16 protein-coding genes are annotated in these 18,466 nt (G+C 59.4%); all 16 read right to left on the reverse strand.

The window, feature by feature from the left end; all coding sequences use genetic code 11:
- Positions 1-125 precede the first annotated feature (125 nt).
- The 16 genes from G5358_RS15305 to mraZ all read right to left on the reverse strand — a co-directional run bounded on the left by G5358_RS15305 (position 126) and on the right by mraZ (position 17,949).
- On the reverse strand, positions 126-1,031 hold the full coding sequence (locus tag G5358_RS15305) for a M23 family metallopeptidase (RefSeq protein WP_005355107.1): 906 nt from the start codon (positions 1,029-1,031) through the stop codon (positions 126-128).
- A 140-nt stretch (positions 1,032-1,171) separates the two neighbouring features.
- Positions 1,172-2,095 (reverse strand): UDP-3-O-acyl-N-acetylglucosamine deacetylase, encoded by a 924-nt coding sequence (gene lpxC, locus G5358_RS15310; protein WP_005336146.1) that lies wholly within the window; start codon positions 2,093-2,095, stop codon positions 1,172-1,174.
- Between the two features lie 99 nt (positions 2,096-2,194).
- Positions 2,195-3,346, reverse strand: coding sequence for a cell division protein FtsZ (gene ftsZ, locus G5358_RS15315; protein ID WP_005336147.1), 1,152 nt, complete (start codon positions 3,344-3,346; stop codon positions 2,195-2,197).
- 39 nt (positions 3,347-3,385) lie between these two features.
- Positions 3,386-4,645: a cell division protein FtsA gene (gene ftsA, locus G5358_RS15320; RefSeq protein ID WP_005336148.1), complete on the reverse strand. Its 1,260-nt coding sequence runs from the start codon at positions 4,643-4,645 to the stop codon at positions 3,386-3,388.
- A complete protein-coding gene (locus G5358_RS15325) occupies positions 4,626-5,378 on the reverse strand; it encodes a cell division protein FtsQ/DivIB (protein ID WP_216952206.1) in 753 nt (250 codons plus the stop codon). Before G5358_RS15325 ends, ftsA begins: the two co-directional genes overlap by 20 nt.
- Before the next feature lie 97 nt (positions 5,379-5,475).
- Positions 5,476-6,930 (reverse strand): UDP-N-acetylmuramate--L-alanine ligase, encoded by a 1,455-nt coding sequence (gene murC / locus G5358_RS15330; RefSeq protein ID WP_216952207.1) that lies wholly within the window; start codon positions 6,928-6,930, stop codon positions 5,476-5,478.
- 111 nt (positions 6,931-7,041) lie between these two features.
- A complete protein-coding gene (gene murG, locus G5358_RS15335) occupies positions 7,042-8,124 on the reverse strand; it encodes an undecaprenyldiphospho-muramoylpentapeptide beta-N-acetylglucosaminyltransferase (protein WP_421324399.1) in 1,083 nt (360 codons plus the stop codon).
- Positions 8,124-9,305: a cell division protein FtsW gene (gene ftsW, locus G5358_RS15340; RefSeq protein WP_005341699.1), complete on the reverse strand. Its 1,182-nt coding sequence runs from the start codon at positions 9,303-9,305 to the stop codon at positions 8,124-8,126. The genes murG and ftsW overlap by 1 nt, the downstream gene beginning before the upstream one ends.
- Positions 9,302-10,585: a UDP-N-acetylmuramoyl-L-alanine--D-glutamate ligase gene (gene murD, locus G5358_RS15345; RefSeq protein ID WP_216979978.1), complete on the reverse strand. Its 1,284-nt coding sequence runs from the start codon at positions 10,583-10,585 to the stop codon at positions 9,302-9,304. Before murD ends, ftsW begins: the two co-directional genes overlap by 4 nt.
- Before the next feature lie 4 nt (positions 10,586-10,589).
- The gene (mraY, locus tag G5358_RS15350; RefSeq protein WP_005341701.1) at positions 10,590-11,672 is read right to left on the reverse strand and encodes a phospho-N-acetylmuramoyl-pentapeptide-transferase; all 1,083 of its coding nucleotides are present in this window, start codon (positions 11,670-11,672) and stop codon (positions 10,590-10,592) included.
- Positions 11,666-13,021, reverse strand: coding sequence for a UDP-N-acetylmuramoyl-tripeptide--D-alanyl-D-alanine ligase (locus G5358_RS15355; RefSeq protein WP_421206669.1), 1,356 nt, complete (start codon positions 13,019-13,021; stop codon positions 11,666-11,668). Before G5358_RS15355 ends, mraY begins: the two co-directional genes overlap by 7 nt.
- Positions 13,018-14,499 (reverse strand): UDP-N-acetylmuramoyl-L-alanyl-D-glutamate--2,6-diaminopimelate ligase, encoded by a 1,482-nt coding sequence (gene murE / locus G5358_RS15360; RefSeq protein WP_216952211.1) that lies wholly within the window; start codon positions 14,497-14,499, stop codon positions 13,018-13,020. Before murE ends, G5358_RS15355 begins: the two co-directional genes overlap by 4 nt.
- Positions 14,483-16,237: a penicillin-binding transpeptidase domain-containing protein gene (locus G5358_RS15365; RefSeq protein WP_216952212.1), complete on the reverse strand. Its 1,755-nt coding sequence runs from the start codon at positions 16,235-16,237 to the stop codon at positions 14,483-14,485. Before G5358_RS15365 ends, murE begins: the two co-directional genes overlap by 17 nt.
- Positions 16,234-16,548, reverse strand: a complete 315-nt coding sequence (gene ftsL / locus G5358_RS15370) for a cell division protein FtsL (RefSeq protein WP_216952213.1) — start codon at positions 16,546-16,548, stop codon at positions 16,234-16,236. The genes G5358_RS15365 and ftsL overlap by 4 nt, the downstream gene beginning before the upstream one ends.
- 3 nt (positions 16,549-16,551) lie before the next feature.
- A complete protein-coding gene (gene rsmH, locus G5358_RS15375; protein WP_216952214.1) occupies positions 16,552-17,490 on the reverse strand; it encodes a 16S rRNA (cytosine(1402)-N(4))-methyltransferase RsmH in 939 nt (312 codons plus the stop codon).
- A complete protein-coding gene (gene mraZ / locus G5358_RS15380) occupies positions 17,491-17,949 on the reverse strand; it encodes a division/cell wall cluster transcriptional repressor MraZ (RefSeq protein ID WP_013723406.1) in 459 nt (152 codons plus the stop codon).
- Positions 17,950-18,466: the final 517 nt, after the last annotated feature.

Genomic DNA, 18,466 nt, shown 5'->3' on the forward strand with positions numbered 1-18,466 from the left:
GCGCAAAGCCTTGAGCGTTCTGTCGTTCCGGCTGCCGATAATCTTGGTAAGCAGTGTGCTAATCATGGGTACCAACTATTTCTGGTTATAAAAGCGTTCCGTCACTGGAACCTGAAGAAAAAAACCTAACCCCGTCTGGCACTGAGAAAGCGTGCGGGGTTGACCTGACGACCATCTTTCAACACTTCGTAATGCAAATGGACCCCGGTCGCGCGACCGGTGCGTCCCATCAAGGCAATCTTCTGACCCTGATCAACCAAGGTGCCCACCTCGACCAGCAACTTGGAGTTGTGGGCATAGCGGGTGACCAGGCCATTGCCGTGATTAATCTCCACCATATTGCCAAATTCCGGATGACGGCCCGCCCAGCTGACAATGCCGGGCCCGGTGGCCAGAATCGGGGTTCCGGGTTTGCCACGGAAATCGACCCCTTTGTGCATCTTGGCACGCCCATTGAACGGATCGACCCGTCCACCAAACCCGGACGAGACCCAAACTCGCTCCTGTTTGACTGGCGTGCCGGAAATAAAACCGGCATCGGTGATATGGTGATTCATGATGAAAGATTCAAGTACCGACAGCTGCTCTTCACGGCTGCTGAGCTGCTGGCTGAGGTGTTTCATCGAGGCTTGCAGCTCGTTGAGGCTCACTTCCAGCTCTTCATCATAAGAAGGGCCGCCCATGGGGGGCAGCTCTTTGAAATTGAACTCGTCGGGATCGAGATCGGCCTGCTCGGTCAATCGTTCACCGAGGGCATTGAGACGGCCAAGCTGGCCTTGCATAGTGCCCACCTGAGCAGCCAGCATTGCCAACTGTTCACGGGCTTCGTCGCCACTCTGGTCGACGGACTGTTGCTCGGCAACGGCAAGCGCCACTTCCAGCGCCTCCATTTTCTGGTGCCAGCTCTGCCAGAGCCAACCACCACCAAGGGCCAACAGGGAGAAGAGAATACCGCCGACCCAGGCCAGACGTTGTTTGGGCAGGTGCAACTTGCGTCGCTGCTTGCCGTGGAGGATCAGGGTAATGCTCATAGAAATCAGTCTGCTCGGTCAGGTGCGGCCAGGAGCCTGCACGGGAAATAAAACCGGGAGATAATCGGTATTAAAGGATGGAGTAAACAAATGACGGAACGTCGGTGCGGAGAGAGGACCGACGTTCCGTTGCACAGCTATCAGGCCAGAACCAGACCGTTATCGTAGTAAGCGATAGGCGCTTTGTCGCCCTCACCCTCGAAGGTCACCAGTTCCCAAGCCTCCTGCTCGGCCAGCAAGGCACGCAGCAGCTTGTTGTTCAGGGCATGCCCGGTCTTGTAGGCACGGAACTCACCGATGATGCTGCGGTTACACATATAGAGGTCACCGATCGCGTCCAGCATCTTGTGCTTGACGAACTCGTCCTCATAACGCAAACCGTCTTCGTTCAGCACCCGATAGTCGTCCAGTACCACGGCGTTTTCCAGGCTTCCGCCCAGCGCCAGGTTCTGGGAACGCAGGTACTCGATATCACGCATGAACCCGAAGGTACGGGCACGGCTGATCTCTTTCACGAAGGAGGCACCGGAGAAGTCCAGTACGCAACGCTGATTGCGCCCTTCAAAGACCGGATGCTGGAAATCGATCTCGAGATCCATCTTGAAACCGTTGCGATAGGGGTGGAATTCCGCCCACTTGTCGCCGTCTTCAACCCGGATGCTCTTCTTGATCCGCACAAACTGCTTGGCAGCATTTTGCTCACGGATCCCGACTTCCTGCAGCAGGTAGATAAAGGGATGCGCACTGCCATCCATCACCGGGATCTCGGGCGCGTCAACCTCAACGTAGAGGTTGTCGATCCCCATCCCGGCCAGCGCGGCAGAGAGGTGCTCAATGGTAGAGACACGGACACCGGCTTCGTTGACCAGAGCGGTACAGAGCACGGTATCGCGCACCTGATCGGCATTGGCTGGCAGCTCCACCACAGGATTCAGGTCGGTACGCAAGTAAACGATCCCTGTGTTCACAGGCGCCGGACGGAACGTCATGGTGACTTTCCGGCCCGAATGCAGGCCGACACCAGTCGCCTGTACACTCGTTTTCAAGGTTCTTTGTCTAATCATGGGTGTACCCTAAACAGCTTAAAATCCGGACCAGATGGTCGTTGGCAGGCCATCTTAGCACATTCCTTGAACAACAAACAAACGAGAGCCATAAGAGGCTTAGTCAGCTTGCTTGCGCAGGAACGCCGGAATATCCAGGTAATCTGGTTCACGACGAGCTTGCGGCTCGGCGTTGACCACCTTGGCCGGGGCTTCGTCCATCACGCGGCCTTGCATCATGTCGCTAACTAGCGGCTGACGCACCGGGCGCTCTTGCACCTGGCTGCTCTTGACCAAAGTGATGTCCGGCTTGCGCTCGGCACCGATACCGGTAGCAACCACAGTCACACGCAGTTCGTCGTGCATTTCCGGATCGATTACGGTACCCACTACTACAGTGGCGTTCTCGGAAGCGAAGGCCTTGACCGCGTTACCCACGGTTTCGAACTCTTCGATGGTCATGTCCATACCGGCGGTGATGTTGACCAGGATGCCACGGGCACCAGCCAGATCCACGTCTTCCAGCAGCGGGCTGGAGATGGCTTTCTCGGCCGCTTCTTCGGCACGGTCATCACCGGAGGCGGAACCGGTACCCATCATGGCGGTACCCATTTCACGCATCACGGTACGCACGTCCGCGAAGTCGACGTTGATCAAGCCCGGACGGGTGATCAGCTCGGCAATGCCCTGTACCGCGCCAAGCAGTACATCGTTGGCCGCCTTGAAGGCATCCAGCAGGGAGATACCGCGACCCAGCACCTTCAGCAACTTGTCGTTGGGGATGGTGATCAGGGAGTCGACGTTTTTGGAGAGCTCTTCGATACCGTGGGCGGCGAAACCCATCCGCTTCTTCCCTTCAAAGGAGAACGGCTTGGTGACCACAGCAACGGTCAGGATGCCCATCTCGCGTGCCACTTCGGCCACGATCGGCGCAGCACCGGTACCGGTACCACCGCCCATACCGGCGGCGATGAACACCATGTCGGAACCGGTCAGCAGCTCACGCAGTGCTTCGCGATCTTCCATGGCCGCATCACGACCCACTTCCGGATTGGCGCCGGCCCCCAGACCCTTGGTGATGCCACCGCCGATCTGCAGGGTAGTGTTGGCGCTGGAGTTACGCAGTGCCTGGGCGTCGGTGTTGACGGTAATGAACTCAACACCCTCAATATTTTGACGAACCATGTGCTCGACAGCGTTACCGCCGCCGCCACCTACACCGATCACTTTAATGACGGCTTCGTCAGTGTGGCTATCCATAAATTCAAACATGTTGTCTCTCCGCTTTATTTGCCTGACTCAGCAAAATTCTTAGAACTCGCCACGCAGCCAGTTGCTAACCCGTTTGACCAGGCCACCGACGCTTGCCTTGGCGGCATATTCTTTGTTGCTACCTGTGGCTTGATGGGTGCGGCCATATTGCAGCAACCCGACCGCAGTCGAGTACACCGGTGCCTGCACGTAATCACTCAAACCACGTATGTTCATGGGCTCTCCCACCCGGACCTGGCTCTGGAAGATCTGCTCTGCACACTCCACAATACCTTCAATCTGGGCAGCGCCGCCGGTCAAGACCACACCGGCTGCCAGCTGATGCTTGACCCCCTGCGCTTTCAACTCGCTTTGTACCCGCACCAGCTCATCATTCACCATGGAGAGCAACTCGGTGTAACGGGGCTCAATCACTTCAGCCAGTGTCTGCCGTTGCAGGCTGCGCGCCGGGCGACCACCGACACTGGGTACTTCAATATTGTCTTCCTTGCTGACCAGACGACCGAGGGCGCAACCGTAACGCACCTTGATCGCTTCCGCGTCGAGCGGCGGCGTGCCGAAGGCGTAGGCGATGTCGCTGGTCACAGTGCTGCCAGCATACGGGATCACCTTGGTGTGGCGCAGGGCACCGCCGGTAAACAGCGACATATCCATGGTACCGCCACCGATATCCACCACGCAGACACCCAGCTCTTTCTCGTCTTCGGTCAATACGGCATAGCTGGAGGCCAGCGCGGAGAAGATCAGTTGATCCACGCGCAAACCGACCTTCTCCACACACTTCTCGATGTTGCGAGCCATGTCGTTGTGGCAGGTGATCAGGTGAACCTTGGCCGCCATCCGCACGCCGGAGAGGCCGACCGGATTCTTGATCCCTTCCTGATAGTCGATCGCAAACTCCTGGGGCAGCACGTGCAGCACACGCAGCTCGTCGGAGAGGCGAACCGACTTGGCGGTGTGGATCACGTTGTCCACATCCTCCTGGGTCACCTCCTCATCGGAGATGGGCACCATGCCGGTCTCGTTGCGGCAGTCGATATGCTTGCCGGACAAACCCAGATAAACCGAGCTGATCTGGCAGTCGGCCATCATCTCGGCCTCTTCCACCGCACGGCGCAATGACTTGACCACGGAGTCGAGATCGTTGACCCCACCCTTCTCCATCCCGCGGGAGGCGTGACTGCCCATACCGATGACGTTCAGCTCACCGTCCGGCAATACTTCCCCGACCAGAACCGCCACCTTGGTTGTGCCGATATCCAGTCCGACAATCAAATTCCTATCTGCGGTGTTGGTCATGCACTTTCTCTTCGCTCTTCTTCCAGCCAACTGCCACACCGGTATCGTATCGAAGATCCACATACGCAACCTGCGAACGGGGTTCGATAACCGGGAAGGCATCGATAAATCGCTGCAACCTGAGCGCTATGTCGTTGCGACCCAGAAACAGCTTGATATTGCCATCCAGGGTCAGCTCCCAGGCATGGCGGGGAGTCAGATTCACTCCCAGCAACTTGTATCCCTTGGCAGCCAGTTGCGACTCGTACTGCCGACTCTCTTTCAACACCATGGCGGCCTGGTCATCCGGCCCCGACAACTGCATCAGCGGCGTCTTGACCCGATCCGGGGCGCTGAACACCTTGCCCTTGGTGTTGACGAAGCGGTTGCCGTTCCAGCGCGCCGCTACGTCCTGTTCCGTCAGGTAGACCTTGATCTTGTTCGGCCACTTCTTGCGTACCGATACCGAGGCCACCCATGGCAAGGCATTGAGCCTTGCCTGCAATTCATTGACATCCAACTCGAAGAAGTTGCGTAATTCGGCACCATCCAGTACCGCTAACCGCAGCTCCTCCGTCTCCAGATACTGATGTTGCCCTTGCAGCAACAATTCGCTCATGGGCAACCGATTGGCATCCGTCAGCCAATCTTTAACATCCAGCGCCGTCCGGTAGCAGCCCCATATCACCAGCAGGAAAAACATCACCCCTGCGATGAAGCCACCCTTGGTGCGCCCCTGTGCCCTTGCCTCCACCCGTTCGATCCCCGTGTAACGCGCTAAACCGGCCTTTGACAGACCGGTTCGCCATTATATAGGCCCCGGCTTGGCGGTCAAAATACTCATTGGGCCCTCAGGCACCAGATTTCATGCTATCTATGCTCAATTTCATCTCGCCAAGACGACGGGCCAGTGCCCCGACGTTCCCGGCGCCTTGAGTCAGCACCAAATCCCCCTCGCCAATCAGGTCGGCCAGCACGGCTGGCACGTCATCCGGTGTAGCGACGAAGATGGGTTCCAGGTTGCCGCGCGAGCGAATGGAGCGGCACAGTGCCCGTCCATCAGCGCCCGGGATCGGCTCCTCACCGGCAGCATAAACCTCCAGCATCACCAGCACGTCTACCTTGGAGAGCACATCGGCGAAGTCCTCGTAGAGGTCGCGGGTGCGGGTATAACGGTGCGGCTGGAACACCATCACCAGACGCTTCTCGGGCCAACCGGCACGGGCGGCATTGATAGTGACCTTCACTTCGCTCGGGTGGTGGCCGTAATCGTCCACCAGCATCGCCTTGCCACGACCAGTTTCGAACTCGCCATACTGCTGGAAGCGACGGCCGACACCTTCAAACTTGGCCAGCGCAGAGATGATGGCCTCGTCGCTGACACCGTCTTCCGTCGCGACAGCAATCGCCGCGGCGGCGTTCAAGGCGTTGTGAATGCCCGGCAAATTAAGGGTGACCTGCAGTTCACCCGCCTCTTTGCGGCGCACCCGGAAGCGGCTGTGGTTGTTGGTCTGGACAAAATCCAGTACCTGCACGTCAGCGTCTTCAGAGAGACCGTAGGTCAGGGTCGGGCGGGCAATCTCCGGCAACATGCCACGGATCACCGGATCATCGATGCAGACCACCGCCAGTCCGTAGAAGGGCAGATTGTGCAGAAACTCGATGAAGGTGGCCTTCAGCCTGGAGAAGTCACCGCCGTAGGTGTCCATGTGATCCGCTTCGATGTTGGTCACGATAGAGACCATCGGCTGCAGATGCAGGAAAGAGGCGTCGCTCTCGTCCGCTTCGGCAATCAGGTAGCGGCTGCTTCCCAAGCGGGCATTGGTGCCGGCACTGTTGAGCAGGCCACCGATGACGAAGGTCGGGTCGCGATCGGCTTCGGCATAGATGCTCGCCACCAGACTGGTGGTGGTGGTCTTGCCGTGGGTACCGGCAATGGCGATACCGTGCCGGAAACGCATCAGCTCGGCCAGCATCTCAGCACGCCGTACTACCGGGATCCGCAGTTCGCGGGCAGCCAGCAACTCCGGGTTGTCCTGCTTGATGGCAGTAGAAACCACCACCACGCTGGCGCCGTTGACGTGCTCGGCGTTGTGGCCAGTAAAGATATGGGCGCCCAGAGCCTCAAGCCGCTCGGTCACCGCATTGCGAGCCAGATCAGAACCCGTTACCTGATACCCTTCGTTGGCAAGTACTTCGGCGATCCCGCCCATACCGGCACCACCGATACCGATAAAATGGATGCGACGCACGCGGCGCATTTCGGGGATCACAGTACGCAGTTTTGCCAGTTCAACCTTGGTCATAATCGTCTCTTTAGTCTGCCGCAGGCCATGTACCGTCAAAGCTCGGCTGCACAGCGGCATCAATACATACAGGTACAAGGCTGCACGGAGTCACCACTGCAACCTTGCTCATTAATCTTTACCACTCTGCCCACTGGCGAGCCGCTTGCACTCATCAGCAACCCGCTCGGCCGCATCGGTAATGGCAACGCGACGGGCGGCCTGAGCCATGCTAAACAGGGTCTCCCTGCGGCCAGCCAGCCAGGAGAGGCGCGCCGCCAGCGAGGTGGTGGTCAGCTCGGACTGGGGCAGGAATTCGGCCGCACCACCGTCGACCAGAGTCAGAGCGTTACGGGTCTGGTGATCATCCACTGCATGGGGCAGCGGGACGAAAATGGCTGCCACCCCGGCGGCGGCCACCTCGGATACCGTCAGGGCTCCCGCCCGGCAGACAACCAGATCGGCCCAGGCATAGGCGCCGGCCATATCCTTGATAAATTCACTCACCTCGGCATTGATGCCGTGCTGGGCATAGGCAGCAGACACTGTCTCGGCATTGCCATTGCCACACTGGTGACGCACCTCGATAGGCACACCAGCCGCCGCCACCGCAGCGGGTACCTGCTGGTTGAGCACCCGGGCACCCAGGCTGCCACCGACGATCAGCAGATGCAGCGGCTCGGCTTCGCTGCGAAGCTGCGGATCCGGCAGGGCGACCACTTCGGGACGCACCGGATTGCCTACCACGGCGGTACGGCGGCTCGGCGCGAAGGCGCCCGGAAATGCCATCAGCACCCGCTTGGCAATACGCGCCAGCAGCTTGTTGGTCATGCCTGCAGCAGCATTCTGCTCATGGAGCAGCAACGGGATGCCGGAGAACCAGGCAGCCACTCCCCCCGGACCGGAGGCAAAGCCCCCCATACCGAGCACCACATCCGGGCGAACAGTCTTGATCACCTGACGCGCCTGCAAGATTGATTTGACGATGCGATAGGGCGCCATCAGCAGTCGCTTGATGCCGTTGCCACGCACCCCCTGAATATCGATGAAGGAGATGGGATAACCATGGGCGGGCACCAGCTCCGCCTCCATCCGGTCCGCCGTCCCCAGCCAGTGGACAGTCCAGCCCTGCTCCCTCAGTCGATCGGCCACGGCCAGACCGGGAAAGACATGCCCCCCGGTACCACCTGCCATCACCAACAGCGTCTTGCTCACTAAACCTCCCGCACCCGCGCCTGGGCAGTCGCCTGACGCAACTCAAAATCGATTCGAATCAACATGCTCACCGCCACTGTCATGATGATGAGACTCGAGCCGCCGTAACTGACCAGCGGCAGGGTCAACCCCTTGGTCGGCATCATGCCGCTGGCTGCGCCAACGTTGACGAAAGTCTGGAAACTGAACCAGATGCCGATACCGATAGCCAGATAGCCATCATAGAGGCGGTCGGCTTGCAGGGCGCGATGCCCCAGCTTCAACGCCTTGATCGCCAACGCAAAGATGAGACACAGGGCGCCCAGTACCCCAACGTAACCCAGCTCTTCGCCGAGGATCGCAAACACGAAGTCGGTATGCGCTTCCGGCAGGTACTCCATCTTCTGGATGGAGTTGCCGAGCCCTTCGCCAAACCAGCTGCCACGGCCAAACGCCATCAGCGACTGGGTCAACTGGTAGCCACTGCCAAACGGATCGGCCCAGGGATCCATAAAAGAGGTCACCCGACGCATCCGGTATGGCTCGACGATGATCAGCATGATCACCCCACCAAGACCGCCACCGATAAGGATCATGAACTGCCACAGTTTGGCGCCAGCCAGAAACAGCATGCCGAACGAGGTGACGAACATCACCACGGTCGACCCCAGATCCGGTTGCAGCAGCAACAGGATCGCCAACACCCCGAATACTGCCAAGGGCTTCAGGAAGCCAAGCCAGGCTTCACGCACCTCGTTCTGACGCCGCACCAGATAACCGGCCAGATAGACGAATAGGGCCAGCTTGCCAAACTCGGCCGGCTGCAGGTTGAAGGGGCCCAGTGGCAGCCAGCGCACCGCACCGTTGACATTGCGCCCGACCACCAGCACCAGTACCAGCAGCAGAATGGCCAGCAACAGCATGGGTCCGTTGTACTCCTGCCAGCGCGCCATCGGCACCTGCAACACAAACCAGGAGATACCGAGCGCCATCACCAGAAACATGGCGTGACGCTTCACAAACATGAAGGGATCATCCCCCAGGGAGATCCCCTCCGGGATCGAGGCTGATGCCACGATCACCACCCCGACCGCCATCAGGGAGAGCGCCAGCAACACCAACTGCCGGTCATAGAGGCCGGCAGGGCGCGCCGGCAATAGCCAGCGCTGGAACAGACCTGCGGCTGCGCGAAGGGCATTCATAGCGCCATCACCATCTCGGTAAAGCGATCGCCACGCACCTCGAACGACTTGAACTGATCGAGGCTGGCACAGGCTGGCGCCAGCAGCACCCAGTCACCGGGCTTGGCATCGGCAGCCGCCTTGGCAACCGCAGCGGCCAGGTCGGCCACCCGTTCGGTCTGCTCACCCAGCGCCAGCAGCACCTCGGCATCCTGACCGAAGCAGTACATGTGATCGATCTGGTTGCCCAGCAGCGCCTGGATCGGGCCAAAATCCTGCCCCTTGCCCTGACCACCGGCCAGCAGCAACAGGCGCCCCTTGACCGACTCGCGCACACCGGCAACGGCAGCTAGCGTAGCTCCCACGTTGGTGGCTTTGGAGTCGTTGATCCAGCGCACCCCGTTCACTTCGCGCACGAAACGGGCACGGTGGGGCAAGCCTTCAAAGCGGCGCAGCACGGTGAGCTGGGCAGCGCGGGGAATGCCGACCGCATCGCACAGCGCCATGGCGGCCAGCGCGTTGGCCTGATTGTGGGCACCGACGATCTTCATCTCGTCCACCGCCAGCAGCGGCTCGCCGTGCAGGGTCAACCAGTAGCGGCCATCCAGCAGGCAGCGGCCATAGCCATTGCAGTCAAGACCGAAGCTCTGCCACACCTGACCCACATCGGGCAAAGTCTGGGGATCGTCGCGATTGACCAGAATGTGTTTGGAGTGCTGATGGATCTCCATCTTGGCGGCACGGTAGTCGGCCATACCCTGATAGCGATCCATGTGATCTTCAGAGAGGTTCAGCACCACAGAGGCGGCAGCACGCAGGCTGTGAGTGGTCTCCAACTGGAAGCTGGATAGCTCCAGTACGCAGAGATCCATCGGCTGCTTGAGCAGCTCCAGCGCAGGCGTACCGATATTGCCGCCCACGCCCACCTTGAGCCCGGCTTCGGCAATCATCTCACCCACCAGGGTCGTGACAGTGCTCTTGCCATTGGAACCTGTGATGGCGATGACCGGTGTCTCGGTCTCGCGAACGAACAACTCGATATCGCCGACGATCTGCACACCACATTCGGCAGCCGCTTTCAATTCAGGGGTAGCCAGGGCAATGCCCGGGCTCGCGACGATCATATGCGCCTGTTTGAGTCGCTCACCATCCAGCCCGTAAATGAGTTCCACCTCGGCAGGTAGTTGATCCTTGCCGGGCGGGTTGGCGCGAGTGTCCATCACCAGTGGGGTGACACCACGGCCGAGGAAGTAGTCGACGCAGGAGAGTCCGGTTTTGCCGAGTCCGATAACGATGACCATGGCCTTACCTCACCTTCAGGGTGGCAAGACCCAGCAGCACCAGCACGAGGGTGATGATCCAGAAACGCACGATAACGCGCGGCTCCGGCCAGCCCTTCTTCTCGTAGTGGTGATGGATCGGCGCCATGCGGAAGATCCGCACGCCGCGCAGCTTGTAAGACCCCACCTGCAGGATCACCGAGACAGTCTCCATCACGAAGACACCGCCCATGATCACCAGCAGGAACTCCTGGCGTACCAGCACGGCGATGGTGCCGAGCGCGCCGCCCAATGCCAGGGAACCGACGTCCCCCATGAAGACCTGTGCCGGATAGGTGTTGAACCAGAGAAAGCCCAGACCTGCCCCGACGATAGCAGTACAGACGATCACCAGCTCGGAGGTATAGGGAACATAGGGAATATGCAGGTAACTGGCGAAGTTGACGTTGCCGGTTGCCCAGGCGATAAACGCAAAGCCGCCCGCCACCATCACGGTCGGCATGATGGCCAAGCCATCCAGACCATCGGTCAGGTTGACCGCGTTGGAGGTACCAACAATGACGAAATAGGTGAGCAGGATAAACATCAGGCCAAGTTGCGGCATCACATCCTTGAGGAAGGGCACCACCAGCTGGGTCTGACCATCATGGGTGGCCGTGGCGTAGAGGAATACAGCCACTCCCAGCGCAACGGCGGATTGCCAGAAGTACTTCCAGCGGGCGATCAGGCCGTCGGTATTCTTGCGCACCACCTTAAGGTAGTCGTCGGCAAAGCCGATGGCGCCATAGGCACCCAGCACAAACAGCACCAGCCAGACATAGGGGTTGTCGAGGCGGCACCAGAGCAGCACAGACGTGAAAATCGCAGCAATGATCATCAGACCACCCATGGTCGGAGTGCCCCGCTTGCTGAGGTGGGACTCGGGACCATCGTTGCGGATCACCTGACCGAACTTCAGGATCTGCAGGCGACGAATGAGGCGCGGCCCCATCCAGAGCGCAACTCCCAGACCGGTAATGATCGACAGGATGGCGCGAAACGTCAGGTAGGAGAAGACGTTGAAGAAGGTGAAGTGCGGGGTGAGCAGTTCGGCCAGCCAGACTAGCATGTGGCTGACTCCTGATGGCCTTTGACCATCTCGACGATATCTTCCATGCGGGAGCCACGGGCACCCTTGACCAGAATCGAAATTTCCTGATGTGTATTTATCATTTGCGCAAGCACTTCAAACAACGACGCCTTGTTATCGAAATGTCGGCCAGCCGCGGCATCTGCGGTATAGCGACTATGTTCCCCTACTGTCAGCACGGCATCCAGACCGCACTCGCGGGCATGACGGCCAACCCGGGCATGTTGCTCGGCAGACTCCTCACCCAGTTCCCGCATGTCGCCAAACACCAGCACCTTAAAGCCGCTCATGGCGGTCAAGGCATCGATGCCCGCCAGCACGGACTCCACGCTGGCATTGTAGGTATCATCCACCAGAGTCAGACCGCCCCAGCGCTGGACGCAGAAGCGTCCCTTGACCGGTGCCATCTGCTCCAGCCCCACCTTGACGGAGTCGAGGGATGCGCCGAGGGCCAGACAGCCCGCGGCGGCAGCCAGCGCATTGGCCACGTTATGGCGGCCGGGGATCGCCAGAGTCAGGCTCACCTCACCCTGCGGGGTTACCATGACGAACTCGGCACAACCCTGAGCGTTGAGAACCACATCGCGAGCATGGAACGGCTGGCTCTGATCCTCGATGGAGAAGGCGCAGCGAATGCCACGCTCGCGCCACTTCGGCCAGAATTCGTTGTCGGCGTTGACGATGGCGGTGCCGCCTTCGCTCAAGCCCTCAAAAATTTCGCTCTTGGCGTGGTAGATCCCCTCAAGAGAGCCGAAGCCCTCAAGATGGGCAGCTGCGACGTTGTTGATGATGGCGGCATCGGGCTTGGCCAGCGAGGTAGTCCAAGCGATTTCGCCCTTGTGGTTTGCTCCCAGCTCCATCACCGCAAACTGGTGTTGCGGCTCGAGGCGCAGCAGGGTGAGCGGCACGCCCACCTCATTGTTGAAGTTGCCAGCGGTGGCCAGCACTTCCCCTTCGTTGCGCAGGATGGCAGTTGCCATCTCCTTCACCGTGGTCTTGCCGCAGCTGCCGGTAATGGCCAGCACTTTCGGATTGATGCGCTCGCGCACCAGCTTGCCGAGTCGGCCCAGCCCCTTAAGGCTGTCCGCCACCACCAGCTGGGGAATGGCCAGCGGCAGCTCACGCTCGACCAGCAGAGCAGAGGCCCCTGCCTGAACAGCCTGCTCGCAAAAATCGTGGGCATCGAAACGCTCGCCGCGCAGGGCAACGAACAGGGCACCCGCGCCCAAAGTGCGGGTGTCGGTACTGACAACGGTGATCTCGCCATCGTCACCAATCAGACGGGCATCGAGTACCTGCGCCAGCTCGGCAAGCCTGAGGGTCATCATTTGAATGACTCCAATAATGTGTGCAAGGCGGCCGCGACGGTTTCCCGGTCGCTGTAGTGCCGCTTGTCGGTTCCAATGATCTGATAATCCTCATGGCCCTTACCGGCCACCAGGATGATGTCCTGCTTGCTCGCCTGACCGATGGCCAGCGCAATCGCCTTGACCCGGTCGTGCTCCACCTGCACCGCAGCAGGATCGCGAAGACCCGCCACCATGTCGGCCATGATCCGGGCCGGCTCCTCGGTACGGGGATTGTCGTCGGTCAGGATCACGCGATCCGCATACTGCTCGGCCATGGCGGCCATCATGGGACGCTTGCCGCGATCGCGGTCGCCACCACAGCCAATCAGACACCAAAGCTGGCCGGTGCAGTGCACCCGCAGGGCCTGCAATGCCTTTTCCAGCGCATCAGGGGTGTGGGCGTAATCGACCACCGCCAGCGGCGTATCACCACCGCCGAAACACTCCATACGACCGGTCACTGGCTGCAATTTCGGGGCAGTTGCCAGTAGCTCATGGAAGTCGTAACCGAGCACCAGCATTACGCCCATCGCCGCCAGCACATTGCTGACGTTGAAGCGCCCGAGCAAGGGGGCGGATAATACACCATTCCCCCAGCTGGAGTTAATCTGCGCGCGAAAACCTTGCTGGTGAAAATCGAGCTGCTGCGCCGTTAATTGACGGCCAAAATGGTGTTCAATCGGGCCATTCACACTGAAAGCCACCGCTGCCGGGTATTTTTCGAGCCACTTGGCACCCAATTCGTCATCTCGGTTAATCACCGCATTCGACTCGTCGACCAGCTGCAGCAGCTGCTCCTTGGCCGCGCCATAGGCTTCCATGGTGCCGTGGTAGTCGAGGTGATCCCGGCTCAGGTTGGTAAAGACAGCGGCGGAAAAGGGCAGCGCGGCGACACGGTGCTGCACCAGACCATGGCTGGAGACCTCCATCGCCACCAGATCCGCCCCCTGCTCTTGCAGCGCAGCCAGATTGGCTTGTACCTGCACGGCGCTGCCAGTGGTATTTTCCGCTTCGATCAGATGGCCAAACAGGCCGTTGCCGATGGTGCCCATCACCCCGGCCTTACCACCCAGCAGGGTGCGCCAGTTGGCGACCAGCAGTGCAGTGGTGCTCTTGCCGTTGGTGCCGGTGATCCCGACCAGATCCAATTTTTGGGCTGGCTGATCGTAGAAATAGCCCGCAAGAGCAGAGAGGTGAGCTGGCAGATCCCGCATCCCGATACAGGGAACCGGAGTCGATGGTGGGATAAATTCACCATCCTCCTCAAACACAACAGCGGTCGCTCCCTGAGCAACCGCCTGTTCGATGAAACGTCTGCCATCCACCTGATGACCGCAAATAGCCACGAAGAGCGAGCCGGGGCCAACCCGCCGACTATCCAGCTGGATATCGGTCAGAGTGAGCGCCGGCGCCTGGATACCGAAGGGGCGCAGTAATGCATCAAGTGCGCGGGACAAGAGGAGCCTCCGTACGGGCAAGTTTGGCGGGCACCGCTGTGGGCACCGCGTCAGGACGAATGTTGAAGAGTTGCAGTACCCCGCCCATGGCCTCTGCAAACGGCGGGGTCGCCACGGCACCGCCATAGTAAGCACTGCCTTTTGGCTCGTTAATCACCACCACCATGACGAAACGGGGATTACTGGCAGGGGCAAAACCGGCAAACCAGGCCATGTAATCCTTGCCGTAGCCTCCGGCAACGGCGACCTTGGCGGTACCACTCTTGCCACCGACCCGATAACCCGGAATCTTGGCTTTGGGAATAGCGTTGTCGACCACGTACTCCAGCGCCTGCAGCATGGCGGAGGCGTTGTTGTGGTCGATCACCTGCTCACCCTTGGGCGGCGTGGTCACCTTGACGATGGAGATGGGCACTCGCTTGCCCTTGTTGGCCAAGGTGGCGTAGGCGGAAGCCAGTTGCAGCGGGGTAACCCGCAGACCATAACCAAATGAAAGGGTCGCCCGCTCGATATCGGACCAGCGCCGACGCTGAGGCAACATACCACCGCTCTCGCCCATCAGTCCGCTGCCGGTATCCATGCCGAAACCGAACATACTGAGGGTGTTGATCATCTCTTGGGCCGGCATCCGTAGCGCGATGCGCGACATGCCGATGTTGGAGGAGTAGCGCAGGATATCGTAAAGGTTGGTCGCCTTGTGAATACTGACGTCCTTGATCTGCTTGGCACCAATAAAGAGCGGGCCACCGGGAATGAAATCCTTCCAGCTGGTGACACCCGCCTGCAAGGCACTTAGCAAAATCAGCGGCTTGACTGTGGAGCCCGGCTCGTAGGTATCGGTCACCACCCGGTTGCGTACCCGGAAACTCTGATACTGGCCGCGGTTGTTCGGGTTATAGGAGGGGGTATTGACCATGGCGAGCACTTCGCCGGTCTTGATATCCAGCATCACCATGGAGCCGGACGTTGCCTTGTTCTCGTCGGTTGCCCGCTTGAGGGCACGGTAGGCCAATGCTTGCACCCGCTGATCGATGCTGAGCTGCAGATCGTTGGCGTTCTTGCCCTCTTTGACGATACCAAGACGCTCGATGACCCTGCCCTGCCGGTCCTTGCGCACCCGCATCTCGCCCGGTGTCGCCGTCAGCCACTCGTTGTAGCTGCGCTCGATCCCCTCGATCCCGTTGCCATCGATGTTGGTTACCCCCACCAGGTGGGCACTGATTTCGCCAGTCGGATAGAAGCGGCGCGACTCGGGACGCAGATAGACACCACCCAGCTTGAGCCCCTTGATGTATTCAGAGACAGCGGGCGTTACCTGACGCTGCAGATAGACGAAGCGCTTGCTGGGGTTGGCGATACGTTGCTTGAGAGTATTGATATCGATTTTGAGGACTGCTGAGAGCGCCATCCAGGCCCGCTCATTGTGGATAGCGCCGGACTCGTGCACCGTCTTGGGATCGGCCCAGACCGCCTCGACCGGAACGGAAACAGCCAGCTGTTCACCATTGCGATCGGTGATCATGCCGCGCACCGCTTGGGTGGAGGTTGTTCGCAGAGAGCGCATGTCCCCCTCCTGACGCAGACGATCCGGATTGATCACCTGGATCCAGGCCAGACGGAGGATCAGCCCGACAAAGGCGATGCCGATGAATACGACCAGCGTGCGGAAGCGCCACGGATAGATAGATGGCGCTTTAACGTTCGCTTTAGCGGTTTTGGCTGTAGCCTTCCGTTTCATGGCAGAGTAATTACCTTCTCGGTGGTCACCAGAGGGCGACCCATTTGCAACTTGTCCATGGCCAGCGTGGCGACCCGGGAGTGTTCCGCCAGAGTGCCCTGCTCCAGCAAGAGGTGGCGCCATTCGATATTGAGGCGATCCTCTTCCGCCATCAGGTCATTCTGTTTGGCGGTGAGGCCACGGGTCATGTTGGTCACCAGGATCACGGCAAACGCGGTCACCAGTACGGCAACCGACAGAAAAATCTGCAGCTTGTGCCGCCAGAGATCGGCAACGATCTCCTTGGCTAGGTGGACACGTACTTCGCTCATCGCTTACTCCGCCAGCCGCTCGGCGACCCGCAGCACCGAGCTGCGCGAACGGGTGTTTTCAGAGACCTCATGATCAGAAGGCTTGAGCGCCTTGCCGACCGACTTCAATTTGCGACCGCCAGCCAGCTGGGCCTCGGTCAAGGGAATGCCGTAGGGCACTTCAGGCCCCTTCTCGTGCTTGCGAATGAAGTGTTTCACCAGCCGGTCTTCCAGCGAGTGGAAGCTGATCACAGACAGACGGCCATGTGGTGCCAGCACGTCCAATGCACCGTTGAGCGCGGTTTCGATCTCGTCCAGCTCGCTGTTGATATAGATGCGGATGGCCTGGAAACTGCGGGTTGCCGCATGCTTGCCCTTCTCCTTGCTCGGATTGACCCGGGCAATCATCTCAGCCAGCTGACGGGTACGCACGTAAGGCTCGGTCACCCGGTCGTGGACGATGGCGCGGGCGATCTTCTTGGCAAAGCGCTCCTCACCGAAGGTCTTCAGCACCCAGGCGATATCATCCACATCGGCCTTGGCAAGCCACTCGGCGGCGCTCTGGCCGGAACTGGGGTCCATCCGCATATCGAGCGGACCATCTTTCATAAAGCTGAAGCCGCGCTCGGCATCATCCAGTTGGGGTGAAGAGACCCCCAGATCCAGCAGGAAGCCATCCACCTTGCCCAGCAAACCGCGCTCATCCAGATAGGAGGCGATACCGGAGAAGGGGCCGTGCACGATTTCGAAGCGGGGATCCTGGATCTTGGCCGCTTCGGCGATCGCCTGCGGGTCGCGGTCGATGGCGATCAGGCGGCCATTCGGGCCAAGGTGCTGCAGGATCAGACGAGAATGACCACCACGGCCAAAAGTACCGTCGACGTAGACACCGTCCGGCTTGATGGCCAGACCTTCAACGGCTTCGTGCAGCAGCACTGTGATGTGTTCAGCGGCTTGGGTCATTTATAAAGAGAAATCCTGTAGTCGTGGTGAGCTTGCCCAATCGTCCCCGGGCAGACCCAAGATGTCGTCATTGACCTGTTGTTGCCAGCGGGCTTCATCCCACAACTCAAACTTGTTGAGCTGGCCCACCAGCATAATTTTCTTGTCCAGCCCCGCATGGTTGCGCAGTGGCTGACTGAGCAGCAGACGGCCATTGCCATCCAGCTCGCATTCAGTTGCATGTCCCAGCAGCAGGCGCTGCAAACGGCGCTCTTGCGGATTCATGCTGGAGAGAGTCTTGAGCTTGCGCTCGACCTCTTCCCATTCATTCAGGGGATAAAGCAGCAGACAGGGATGGGCAATATCGATGGTGCAGACCAGCTGGCCGTCGCTTTCATCGCGCAGCCAATCACGAAATTTGGTCGGAATTGCCAGCCGCCCTTTACTGTCCAGGCTGATGGCATGAGCGCCACGCAACAAATTGCAGTCCCTGAAGGTGAGTGAGCAGGCAGATTGCCCCTCTAAAAACCACTTTGATCCACTTTTCCCCACCTTGAAGTTTAAGGACGTGCAGGGGGCTTTTCAAGCAAGGAGATGAGGCAGAGGGAACATATTGACGCAGCAATTGCATGCTGCGGATTGAGTGGGTTGATTTTCCACAAGTTATTTGGCGTTAAACTCTGTTGATTAATTGAAATAAGTGAATGAACTGAGAACACACACAATATGTGGGTGCGAACAACCATCCTGGGTTCTATCACCATCTATCGCTGCCATCGTGCCAAATACAAAACTATTCGATTGATTTAAAACATATATTTTCATGCAAAATGACAAGGTCGAAAATATCTTGCCAACGAAGCCATATTTTCTCATGCATAAAAAAGAGCCCCGCGATAAATCGCGGGGCTCTTCGGAATGAGGTCGGAGTCGGCCTGTAAGCCGGGTTCTGTACCGGGTTGCCCCGGGTAGCAATCATTCCTCTAGGCCAGCAATC

The organism is Aeromonas sp. 604176, assembly GCF_049170755.1.
GTDB lineage: Bacteria > Pseudomonadota > Gammaproteobacteria > Enterobacterales > Aeromonadaceae > Aeromonas > Aeromonas veronii_A.

Bases quoted from the DNA above. Each gene is read 5' to 3' on its own strand.
- G5358_RS15305 (WP_005355107.1), bottom strand. From the start codon at position 1,031: ATGAGCATTACCCTGATCCTCCACGGCAAGCAGCGACGCAAGTTGCAC.
- lpxC (WP_005336146.1), bottom strand. From the start codon at position 2,095: ATGATTAGACAAAGAACCTTGAAAACGAGTGTACAGGCGACTGGTGTC.
- ftsZ (WP_005336147.1), bottom strand. From the start codon at position 3,346: ATGTTTGAATTTATGGATAGCCACACTGACGAAGCCGTCATTAAAGTG.
- ftsA (WP_005336148.1), bottom strand. From the start codon at position 4,645: ATGACCAACACCGCAGATAGGAATTTGATTGTCGGACTGGATATCGGC.
- murC (WP_216952207.1), bottom strand. From the start codon at position 6,930: ATGACCAAGGTTGAACTGGCAAAACTGCGTACTGTGATCCCCGAAATG.
- ftsW (WP_005341699.1), bottom strand. From the start codon at position 9,305: ATGAATGCCCTTCGCGCAGCCGCAGGTCTGTTCCAGCGCTGGCTATTG.
- murD (WP_216979978.1), bottom strand. From the start codon at position 10,585: ATGGTCATCGTTATCGGACTCGGCAAAACCGGACTCTCCTGCGTCGAC.
- mraY (WP_005341701.1), bottom strand. From the start codon at position 11,672: ATGCTAGTCTGGCTGGCCGAACTGCTCACCCCGCACTTCACCTTCTTC.
- G5358_RS15355 (WP_421206669.1), bottom strand. From the start codon at position 13,021: ATGATGACCCTCAGGCTTGCCGAGCTGGCGCAGGTACTCGATGCCCGT.
- G5358_RS15365 (WP_216952212.1), bottom strand. From the start codon at position 16,237: ATGAAACGGAAGGCTACAGCCAAAACCGCTAAAGCGAACGTTAAAGCG.
- ftsL (WP_216952213.1), bottom strand. From the start codon at position 16,548: ATGAGCGAAGTACGTGTCCACCTAGCCAAGGAGATCGTTGCCGATCTC.
- rsmH (WP_216952214.1), bottom strand. From the start codon at position 17,490: ATGACCCAAGCCGCTGAACACATCACAGTGCTGCTGCACGAAGCCGTT.